The sequence below is a fragment of the Siminovitchia jepli genome (assembly GCF_047228825.1).
GTDB lineage: Bacteria > Bacillota > Bacilli > Bacillales > Bacillaceae_C > Siminovitchia.
In genome coordinates, this window is record NZ_JBFEGN010000120.1 from 1 (window position 1) to 7761 (window position 7761).

Consider the following 7761-nt stretch of genomic DNA (forward strand, 5'->3'; position numbering starts at 1 on the left):
GAAAGCCGGATGCGGGAAATCCGCACGTCCGGTTTGACGAGGGGTCGGAGGGTGAAAGCCCTCCTCCTACTCTACTATATTCATGGTATAATAAGTCAATCAGACAGGCGGTGATTTGATATGCAGAGCAGTTGGTATAGCATTTTTCCGAAAAATCCCTGGATCAGTATTTATGCGTGGGTTATTTTTTGCTTTTTTCCGTTCTTTTTTATATTCAGATCCTCGTCACCGATTGAAATCTCCATCGGTATATCGTTGTTATTATTGTATTTTGTATCCTACCGGTTTTCCTATAGATCCAAAAGCGGTCTTGTTTATATGTGGATCAGTTTTGAAATTGTGATCAATGTTTTGATGACGCTGTTGTTTGGATATGTATATTTATCTATATTTACGGCTTTTTTCATTGGCAATATCCGAAATCCGGTCGGTTTTTTCATTATGTACGGGCTTCATATTGCATTTACTGTCGGCGCTATCGTGGCAGGCTTTTTTATCGAGATTGATTTGTTTCTCCCGCAATTTCATTTTATTCTCATTTCTGTCCTTGGGACGGTACTGCTGCCGTTCAATTTATATTACCGAAATAAAAACATGAATTTGGAGGATCAATTGGAGGACGCCAACGAGCGGATTTCCGAGCTGGTGATCTTGGAGGAAAGGGAGCGCATTTCCCGGGATTTGCATGATATTTTGGGGCAAAAGTTATCGATGATTGGCCTGAAAAGTGATTTGGCGGGCAAGCTGATATTTCATGACCCCCATTCCGCCCAAAAAGAACTGAAGGATATCAGGCAGACTGCCAGTGCGGCACTTAGGGAAGTAAGAGAACTTGTCGCTGACATCCGGGCAACAAAGTTGAAGGATGAGCTGGTCAGGACGAAGCAGATGTTTAAAGCTGCTGAAATAGACTTGACCATTGCCGGCGATCCTTCCTTCCATCAACTTCCCGGGATTGTTGAGAATGTATTAAGCATGTGCCTGAAGGAAGCTGTCACAAATGTTGTGAAACATAGCCAAGGAACGTCATGCTGGATTACCTTCGAACAATTGCCGAATGAATATGTCATCAGTATAGAGGATAATGGAATGGGTATCGCACATGAAGGAAATACACAGAGCGGAAACGGTTTAAGAGGAATGCGGGAAAGGCTTGAATTTGTCAATGGGACCCTTCAAGTTGAGGAAGGCAAAGGCACAAAGTTGACGATCCGGGTTCCTGTTGTTTTGAAGCATATTGTGAAGGAGGCTGATTAATGTGATTCGTGTTGTTATCGCCGAAGACCAGGGAATGATGCTTGGTGCACTCGGTTCCTTGTTGAATATAGAAGAGGACATGGAGGTCGTTGGCCAGGCAAAAAATGGGGAAGAGGCAGTTGAACTGGTGAGAGAACTGGAGCCGGATGTATGTATCATGGATATCGAGATGCCGGTGAAAACAGGGTTGGAAGCAGCCGATGAGTTGAAAGGCAGCCCCTGCAAAATCATTATTTTAACCACTTTTGCACGGGCGGGCTACTTTGAGCGCGCCCGAAAAGCGGGAGTGCGCGGATATTTGTTGAAAGACAGCCCCATTGAAGAGCTGGTATCTGCCATTCGGCTGATTATGGATGGAAGGCGCATGTATGCCCCTGAACTAATAGACATCGCTTACGGTGACGGAGACGAGATGGAAAATCCGCTGACGGAGCGGGAAAGCGAAGTGCTTGCCCTTGTTGCCGAAGGGAAAACAACGAAAGAGATTGCAAAGAAACTTTACTTGACTCCGGGCACCGTCCGGAACTATATATCTTCGATTCTAGAAAAGCTCGGTGTTGGCAACCGGATTGAGGCGATTTCCAGATTCAAAGAGAAGGGCTGGTTTAAGTAAATTATTGCCGAGCGGGCTTGCAGGGAATTTCAGGGGGTTATCGGTCCCCCTTTTTCATTTTATTGAAGAAGGTATACTGGGAGAGTGGCAAGATATTTGAATAGATTGGCACATTTTGCATTATGCAGCGCTTGCCCTTCCATCGTCAAGCAAACAGGGGAAATAAGCATCCGGATGGATAAACCTTCGAACACACAATCTTTCCCCACTAGTCGATCAGTACCTAAAAAAGCGCAACAGAGATGTTATAATAAAAAAAAGAAAGCGGGGGGATGATAGGGATGAAGGTCAACAAGTTTGTCATGCCGGAGCTTATTTTTGGCAGCGGTTCCATTAGCCAAGTGGGTGAAAGCTGTGCCAGGCTGGGTGCAAGGAAAGTGTTTATCGTTACCGATCCGGGAGTGATGGCTGCTGATTGGTTTGAGAAAGTAATTGGCAGCTGTTCTGAAGCGAAGCTGCCGTACGTGATCTTTTCTGAAGTGACAACCAACCCGAAAGATTACGAGGTGGAAAAAGGCGCCCAAAAATATTTGGAGGAGGAGTGTGATGCCATTGTAGGAGTTGGAGGAGGAAGCGCCATTGACGTGGCAAAAGGTGTTGCTGTTTTGGCAACGAACGGCGGGGAAATACGCGATTATGAAGGAGTGGATAAAATAACTTTCCCGCTTCCTCCCCAGGTGATGGTGGCGACTACTGCCGGTTCAGGATCGGAAGTGTCCCAATTTTCAATTATCATAGATTCAGAGAAAAAGAAAAAAATGACCATTATTTCAAAATCACTAGTCCCTGATATTGCGATTATAGATCCTGAAACATTAACGACGAAAAGCCCGCATTTAACTGCAACGACAGGCCTGGATGTGCTTGCCCATGGAATTGAATCTTTCGTGAGCATTGCGGCAACTCCGTTAACGGACGTCCAGGCAAAAAGTGCAATTGCACTCGTAGCCGAGTATTTGCGTCCGTCTGTCGCTTCGAGAATGAATAAGGAGGCGAAGGCAAAAATGGCGATGGCCAGTGTCCAGGCCGGGTTGGCCTTTTCGAATGCCATTCTTGGGGCGGTTCATGCGATGAGCCATGCCATAGGGGGACGTTTTCAACTACCCCACGGAGAGGTAAACGCGATTTTGCTTCCATATGTCATGGAATTCAACTATATCGCTACACCTAAAAAATTCATGCAGATGGCAGAACTGTTTGGCGAAAGCATTGACGGAATGTCCCCCGGCCGTGCAGGGAGGAAAGCAATTGATTATGTAAAAGAATTATCGCTTGAAATAGGGGCCCCGCAAAGATTGTCAGAGATGGGGTTAACTGAAGAAGATGCAGCAATTATCGGCCAAGTTGCTGTTGAAGATGCCTGCATGATTACAAATCCCCGAGACATTACAGTTGCAGATGTAGAAAGACTTATTAAGCTTGCACTTTAGGAGGACACCCAGATGCAGGACAGACAGCAAATGATTGAACGGCTTGTCGGTGTTACGTCATCAAAAATCAACTATTACACAGAATTAAAAAAGACGATTGATGAAATGCAAAAGAAAAATACACAACTTGAAATCATCAACGAGGTTATGAGAAGTTTTAACATCGATATGACGATCGATGAAATCCTGGAAAATACATTGGGCAAGCTGCAAAAAATTTTTCCTTTTAAAAGAATTAGCTTGTCAATGTATCAAAACGGATTGCTCACCTTAACAAATGTATATCCGCAGTGCTATTCACATTTGGCGATCGGCAGTTCCATTCCGAGGGAAAAATCTCTTTATTGGCAAGTGATAGAATCCGGTTCATTCCAGCATTATTCTCTGGAGGAAATTGAAAAAGGAGATTTTACGGAAAAGGAAACGTTTGAGAAATTCAAATTAGCCCAAGTTTTGGCCCTCCCGCTTTATGGCAAGGGACATGTTATCGGCGTTTTAAGTTTAGGAAGCGGACAGAAAACAACTCTTGAAGAGGAAGATCATACTTTTTTACAGCAACTGGCTGACCAGATTGCAGTCTGTATTGAAAATGTCCGATTGTACAATGAGGTGTTGAATAGCAAGAAGGAATGGGAGCAGACATTTCTGGCTGTTGTAGATCCGATTATGCTGGTCGGGTTAAATGGAAACATATTGCGGTGCAATGGAGCGGCATATTCTTTTTTCCGCCTTAGCGAAAAAGAGATGGTGGAAAAATCGTTCAATGACTTGTTGTATGGGAACCAGCCGGCTGAGGACAGCCCTTTTAATGAAAGTGTAACCACAAAGAAAACGGCTTATCGGGAGATCAAGCTGTTCGGTCAATATATTTGCGAAGTGCATACATACCCCATTTTTAATGAAAAGAAAGTGATGTACGGGATCATTGCTTATATGAAAGATGTGACTGAAAAGCGGCAATTTGAAGCAAGGATGCTCCAGTCCGGAAAATTGGCTGCAATTGGGGAGATGGCCGCAGGAGTTGCGCATGAATTGAATAATCCCTTAACGGCCATCCTCGGCAACACACAACTAATAATGCGGAGATTTAATGCCGGTGATCCTGTATACGGTCTTTTGGAAGATGTATTTAAGTGCAGTAAACGATGCCAGAACATTATCCGTAACTTGCTTACGTTTTCCAGGCAGGATGAGTATTTATTCGAAACCTGCTCCATTAACGAAGCGGTTGAACAAGTATTGAGCCTGATCGGTTATCAAATCCGCCAAAATCATATTTCGTTGAAGGTGGATTTGGATGGCGATATTCCGCATATCGAAGGCAGTCTTCAGCAGCTGGAACAAATTGTTCTTAATTTGCTGTTAAATGCAAAAGATGCATTGGATGAAGCGGGTACGAATGACAAGGAAATCATTATTCGGACGGAGAACGGCCCGGATTTGATATGTCTTTCCGTCATCGACAATGGCGTCGGAATCAGCCAAAAAGATCTAAAGGAAATTTTTCATCCATTTTATACGACAAAAGAAGCAGTAAAGGGTACTGGCCTGGGACTTTCGGTTAGCCTTGGAATTGCTCAGGCACATGGCGGAACCATCAGCGTTAAAAGCGAGCCGGGCAAGGGGAGTGAATTTACCCTTATGTTGCCTGTAAATCAAGATGAAATATAAAGGGCGGGAATACAATGGCAAGAATCTTAATTATAGATGATGAACGTGAAGTTGGGAATTTTTTAAGTTTCTTGTTTAAAGAAAAGGGCTTTGAAGTGGATGTGGCGCACAGCGGCAAAGATTTTCGCCATTTGCTTGCCGAAAGTGAGTACGACTTGGCAATGATTGATGTAAAACTTCCCGATTCAAACGGACTGGATATTTTAAAGGTTATTACCAAAGAGATGCCGGCATGCCGGACCATTGTCATGACCGGTTATAGTACAGTAAAGGTAGCGGTCGAAGCCATTAAGCTCGGGGCAAGCGATTATATTGAAAAGCCTTTTGATGATATTAATGAACTGGAAAAAATGGTCGGTCATTTATTGGAAAACAAAATGGCGGCCGCGCAAAATGAGATTAAAAGGCTTGCAAAAATGAGCGGCATCATTACGGAAAAAAATGAAAGAATGAATCGTTTATTGACCCTTGCATATAAAATTTCAAAAAAGAACATCAATGTTTTGCTTCAAGGTGAAACTGGTACGGGAAAAGAGCTGTTTGCCCATTTTATCCATTACGCAAGCGAACGGAACGGACAGCCATTTATCGGAATAAATTGTGGTGCCCTGCCTGATACGTTATTGGAAAGCGAATTATTCGGACATGAAAAGGGAGCGTTTACGGGAGCCGCGAAGGAAAAGAAAGGTGTCTTTGAAATTGCAGGCAAGGGCACACTGTTTTTGGATGAGGTCGGAGAAGCTTCTATGTCAACCCAAGTCAAGTTATTGCGTGTACTTGAAACAGGGGAGTATATAAGGGTCGGAGGCGAAACTATTCAAAAAACAAATACGAGAATCATATCTGCCACCAATGTGGATTTAAGTGAAGCCGTCAAAAATAAAGCCTTTCGGGAAGATTTATTGTATCGTCTGGATGTCGTGAAATTAGTTATTCCGCCTCTAAGGGAAAGAAAAGAGGATATTCGTTTCATTGCCAATCATTTACTGGAAAAAATGGGTTCAGCGGCACAATTAAGTGAAGCAACGATTCACATGATGGAACAATATGACTGGCCCGGGAATGTTCGGGAACTATCCAATGTCATCAAACGTGCCGCAACCCTTTTGGACGACGGAACAAATATGATTACGCCTGCATTTTTGCCGGAAAAATTAAGGTCAACACAGGTTCCCATAGGACGAATAACAAAACAAAAGGAAGAAGATTTTGAAGCGTATATAAACCGCTGGACAGAGGAAATGCTTCATATTTGGAATAAAAAGGAAATAGTCGACATGGAATACTTATTAAGGAAAGTTAAAGACCTTGAGCGTGAGGTGGGCAGGGCTTTCGTATTAAAAGTATTGAAGGAGACTATCGGAGATCGGCAGGACGCTGCAAAGCGATTAAAAATTAGTATGAGAAAACTGCGTTACTTATTGAATGAAAAAGGACAGCCGTCCATTAAATAAACGGTGAATTCCGGAGACCCAGGGAGCTTTTTCCCATTCCAATCAAATTATAAATGTATTTGTCCTTTTTCCATTTTTTTAAACTCGCTATTAAAGCTGTTAAATGATGGCGCAAACTTCTCCATCTGTCCAAATTGAAGGCTTCCCGGTGCCAACAAAAGGAAGTTATTTCTTGGATCTTTTTATTTACAGAAATCCCCATCCGGGGTTCGTTTCAGGGGAAGACAGTAAAAGTTTTTTAGCACGTAATTTAGGCTAAATGTTCCGGAAAAATCGAGAACACTTTCATGGTAATGCATGCCATTTTTACGGCTATTTCCATTTTTTTCATATGCTATAATAAGAGATAATAAGATATTGATAAAAGGAGGTTACCAGATGGGCGACATCGATATAGAGTTGTATGGATATTTAATTGATCATCTGGATGCTATATCCGATGAGTGGTTCGGTCTTAGAATAAAGGAGGAAGGTTCCATTTATTCGGTAGATGCGGGTGAAAGAATGGAAAACACTCTCAGGGAACAAAACCGTTTAACCAATTTGACTGTTGCATGCAGTTTATTGGAGGATAAAAAACAGTTTGAGGAAAGCAAGGACAAATGGGCCCGCATCGTTGCCGAAAGCCGGATCCAAAGCAATACGCCCATTCACGAAGTACTGGGGGCACTCAGTAAAGTAAGAGATATTTACTGGTCATTTGTGAAAAAATTTACTTCCATAAGAAATGAAGAGGTAACAAAGGATGATTTGCATAGATGGGGAAAGATCATTCATTTAGCATTTGATGAATTATATGTCGAGTTTTCCGAAATGTATTTTAAATTAATGACAAATAGACTATCGGCACAGCTTGATTTGATCGACGAGCTGAGTTCGCCGGTCATTAAAATTAATTCGGAGACGGGTGTGCTTCCATTAATAGGAGATATTGATACATACCGGGCAAAAAAGATCGCGGAAATTGTTCCAAAAAAATGTGTGGATATCGGAATTGCCCGCTTGTACATTGACTTGTCAGGAGTAACCATCATCGATACGATGGTCGCTCACCAATTATACGATATGACGCGTATTCTTGATCTATTGGGTATTCAAACGAGAATAACGGGAATTCGGCCTGAGATCGCTCAGACAGCGATCCAGCTCGGATTGAATTTCAGCAAAATTGATACATACAGCTCACTCCAGCAAGCGCTGGGGGAAGAATTTTTGATTGTTGCTGAACAATGATAATCAATAGGAAGGCCTCCCGGCCTTTTTTTCTGTGTGCCCCGCAGTTACACAATCTAAGTGGTTAAAATCCACTCAGTAACTTTACCCTTTAAAGTGCTGT

Annotated in this window: 6 protein-coding genes; all 6 read left to right on the forward strand. The window is 42.8% G+C overall.

Translation table 11 applies throughout. The annotated features are described in order from the left end of the window. The first annotated feature begins 120 nt into the window (after nucleotides 1-120). The 6 genes from AB1L08_RS20610 (at nucleotide 121) to AB1L08_RS20635 (ending at nucleotide 7658) form a co-directional block, all read left to right on the forward strand. Entirely contained in the window at nucleotides 121-1257 is a 1137-nt protein-coding gene (locus AB1L08_RS20610; RefSeq protein WP_413066493.1) for a sensor histidine kinase, read from the forward strand. Nucleotide 1258: 1 nt separating this feature from the next. Next, nucleotides 1259-1870: a response regulator gene (locus tag AB1L08_RS20615; protein WP_413066494.1), complete on the forward strand. Its 612-nt coding sequence runs from the start codon at nucleotides 1259-1261 to the stop codon at nucleotides 1868-1870. A 281-nt stretch (nucleotides 1871-2151) separates the two neighbouring features. Then, nucleotides 2152-3300: an iron-containing alcohol dehydrogenase gene (locus tag AB1L08_RS20620; RefSeq protein ID WP_413066495.1), complete on the forward strand. Its 1149-nt coding sequence runs from the start codon at nucleotides 2152-2154 to the stop codon at nucleotides 3298-3300. Between the two features lie 12 nt (nucleotides 3301-3312). Beyond that, nucleotides 3313-4971, forward strand: a complete 1659-nt coding sequence (locus AB1L08_RS20625; RefSeq protein ID WP_413066496.1) for an ATP-binding protein — start codon at nucleotides 3313-3315, stop codon at nucleotides 4969-4971. A 14-nt stretch (nucleotides 4972-4985) separates the two neighbouring features. Further along, nucleotides 4986-6425, forward strand: coding sequence for a sigma-54-dependent transcriptional regulator (locus AB1L08_RS20630; protein WP_413066497.1), 1440 nt, complete (start codon nucleotides 4986-4988; stop codon nucleotides 6423-6425). 378 nt (nucleotides 6426-6803) lie between these two features. Then, on the forward strand, nucleotides 6804-7658 hold the full coding sequence (locus AB1L08_RS20635) for an STAS domain-containing protein (RefSeq protein ID WP_413066498.1): 855 nt from the start codon (nucleotides 6804-6806) through the stop codon (nucleotides 7656-7658). Nucleotides 7659-7761 lie beyond the last annotated feature (103 nt).

Bases quoted from the DNA above. Each gene is read 5' to 3' on its own strand.
- AB1L08_RS20610 (WP_413066493.1), top strand. From the start codon at position 121: ATGCAGAGCAGTTGGTATAGCATTTTTCCGAAAAATCCCTGGATCAGT.
- AB1L08_RS20620 (WP_413066495.1), top strand. From the start codon at position 2,152: ATGAAGGTCAACAAGTTTGTCATGCCGGAGCTTATTTTTGGCAGCGGT.
- AB1L08_RS20625 (WP_413066496.1), top strand. From the start codon at position 3,313: ATGCAGGACAGACAGCAAATGATTGAACGGCTTGTCGGTGTTACGTCA.
- AB1L08_RS20630 (WP_413066497.1), top strand. From the start codon at position 4,986: ATGGCAAGAATCTTAATTATAGATGATGAACGTGAAGTTGGGAATTTT.
- AB1L08_RS20635 (WP_413066498.1), top strand. From the start codon at position 6,804: ATGGGCGACATCGATATAGAGTTGTATGGATATTTAATTGATCATCTG.